This is a genomic window from Parasutterella secunda (genome assembly GCF_024733725.1).
GTDB lineage: Bacteria > Pseudomonadota > Gammaproteobacteria > Burkholderiales > Burkholderiaceae_F > Aphodousia > Aphodousia faecalis.
The window spans coordinates 1-2,565 of sequence record NZ_JANRHP010000014.1; the positions used below are offsets into that span (position 1 = coordinate 1).

The 2,565-nt window shown below is 41.0% G+C and carries 4 protein-coding genes; all 4 read right to left on the reverse strand.

Annotated features, from left to right (window positions below):
* Window positions 1–161: ESPR domain-containing protein (locus NW199_RS08825; RefSeq protein ID WP_373691820.1), on the reverse strand; the 161-nt coding region annotated here is incomplete at its 3' end.
* Complete coding sequence (locus tag NW199_RS08660) at window positions 154–405, reverse strand: hypothetical protein (protein WP_258334345.1); 252 nt, start codon at window positions 403–405, stop codon at window positions 154–156. The genes NW199_RS08660 and NW199_RS08825, both read right to left, overlap by 8 nt.
* Before the next feature lie 12 nt (window positions 406–417).
* A complete protein-coding gene (locus tag NW199_RS08665) occupies window positions 418–690 on the reverse strand; it encodes a hypothetical protein (protein ID WP_258334346.1) in 273 nt (90 codons plus the stop codon).
* A 413-nt stretch (window positions 691–1,103) separates the two neighbouring features.
* A complete protein-coding gene (locus NW199_RS08670) occupies window positions 1,104–2,441 on the reverse strand; it encodes a hypothetical protein (protein ID WP_258334347.1) in 1,338 nt (445 codons plus the stop codon).
* Between the last annotated feature and the right edge of the window lie 124 nt (window positions 2,442–2,565).

The following is a 2,565-nucleotide window of genomic DNA, read 5'->3' on the forward strand; positions in this document are numbered from 1 at the left end:
GAGTGCTTAAATCCAACGGACTTCATCGGGCTGGAAACCCCGACTTCACTACCGTTGGCATAAGATGTACTGCCTCGCTGAGAAGCAGATTTTGTCGCTTCACTGACCACAACTAAGCAGTGCCGTAAAGCGTTCCAAACGGTCTTATAAACTTTATTCATACAAAGATTTCCTCAAACTGAGAACCGAGTTTTGGGGCCAATAGGCACCCTCGTTCGATTCCACTGTTTCAATAAGAAAACTTTCACATTCGTCGTAACTTTGGAAACGCTTACGGATACGCACGCCACCGACGGTAATTTCAGCTCGCCAAGCATGATGACGGCCTTTTTTACCTTTGCTGGAACGGTCAAAATAGATCGTTCCAATAGCAGAGCAATCGATAAAGCGGTCTTTCCAAAGCATGACGATTCCTTCTTAGGCTTTTGATTCCGCCTTGACCTCGGGCTCTTGAGTTTCTTTTTTCTCAAAACTCATAGCATCCGCGGCAATCACGTCATCTAAACGAATCAAAATGAGGCGTTGCCCTCCAAACTCAAAGATTTCGTTTTCTTTGTCTTTTTTCTTTAGTTCTTCAAGGAATTTATTGATTTGTGGGTTCAATTCATTAAGTTTTTCAGCGTTGAACCACACTTCAATGTTTTGTCCGCTCTTTAAATAGATGCGGAGCAATTGTTTAACTTGAGCCATTTACTGTCCCTCAAAATAACGTTATTTATGAGAGTCAGTTACCGAGAAAGTTTTCTATCTTTCCTATGAACAAAGCAATCAACTTACTTAGGCAGAAAATGCGTACACAAAAACCTCCGGCTTTTGCATAAAAATGCAAACCGGATCACCGTTTGGTATTTGTTTAGTGCACAAAAAGTCATCAACACACCCTTGTTATGTTGAAATTTTTGTCCAGTCGCAAGTGATTTCAAAGAAAAATCACAAGTTGGTAACCGACTGTTACCGTCATTCTAGCGAATAATTTTTTCTAGGATAGCTCCGATTTCTAAAAGTGCTATATCTAGTGTTTCAACCGTTGAAATTTTAAATTTTTGTTGCTTTTCCATCACATAAATACGACTCTTCTAGGCTGTTTTTTGGTGTTTCGGCTGTTAAAAAATTGAAATTGGAAACGTCTCTTTAAACGCAGCCTTCAAATCAGCGACTTGCGTTTCAGTCAATGAGCCCACTTTCAGGACAATCTTTCCGCCGTTAAAAGTGGCGTATTGATCGAGGGTTTCCTTGACGAAACCGGGAACGTATTTCTTGAAGAACTCCGTCATCGTCGTTCGGATGTCTTCCGGTATCTTGGCGTTTAAACCGATGACGTTGAGTTCACCGTCGCCCATCACACCTAAGCTACCGAAAATCTCATCCGATCCAATGTGCAATTCGCCGCCCGTCATACTGTGTTGAGCTTTATCGTTTAAGCTCGCTAACGTCGTGACACCATCCTGAAGATTGACTTTCCCGCCTTCAAAATGATCCGTGGTGAATGTGCCGCCGATGATGTTGACGGTTCCGTCACCTTGAATCAGTTTATTTAATACGCTAACGCCGTTAAACGAGATTGAGCCGGTGTTAATAAGTTGCCCCTCAGTAGAGATATTTGCACCGTTAAAAGTCACGTCAGCGTCGTTAGTGAACACTCCGCCGGTTTGACTGAAGTCAGCGAAAACATAGCCACTGCCGGCAAGATTGATCGTGCCTTGCTCCTGGGCGAGCTTCATGTTTTCAGTCACAGTGGCATGATCGAATGTAACAGTATTGCCTACGATTACATAATTATCTCGATTAGATCCAACAACTAATCCGCTGTAATTTATTAAATTCGAACCTGAATTCAAATTAAGGGAGTTATTGATAACAACCGTTGATTTCAAACCCTTAGACCCGTTATGGGCTGTAAATGTTCCTCCTGATTGAACGGTTATATTGTTGAAATTCCCTGTAAAAGTGAATGTTCCGCTTGGCCCATTACCTGTGATAAATGTACTTTTGTCACCAATCATTAATTGATTGATGTCAAAATTGACTGTACTGGTACTTCCTTTTGAACTACCACCAGATAACTTACCTCCATTTTTTAAATAAACTGTCCCGTTAACATTTAATACTGCTTCTAATGTTGGACTTTGAATTGGTCCAGTTCCTGTTAATGTCGCCCCATTCTCAATATGAGCATCCCCTCCAATATTTAAAGTACCTTTCGCATAAGATCTAAAGTTGCCTTCTGCTAACAAATAAGAAGCAGGCCCATAGGTCATTACAAAGTCACCTAGAATATTCATGGTTCCAACATTCACACTTGAATGATGCGCACCACCGAGAATAAAGGATGGACTTGCTGCTCCGCTGTTATATGTCCAATAAAAGTTGTCGTAAGTGCTATTGGCAGAGCTTGGAACCATCCATTCATCAGTAGCCCATGGATACCAATCGGCCGCCAAGCTATTAACACTCAACAAAGAAAAGAAACAAGCAACAATATTTAAAGCTAACTTTAAATACCAAAATAACAGTCAAATCCTGCATCAAATTAAGAAGTATCAATCGACAAAAAATTGCGCACTA

What these genes read in the sequence shown, in the direction of transcription:
- NW199_RS08660 (WP_258334345.1), bottom strand. Translation starts at nt 405, where the DNA reads ATGCTTTGGAAAGACCGCTTTATCGATTGCTCTGCTATTGGAACGATC.
- NW199_RS08665 (WP_258334346.1), bottom strand. Translation starts at nt 690, where the DNA reads ATGGCTCAAGTTAAACAATTGCTCCGCATCTATTTAAAGAGCGGACAA.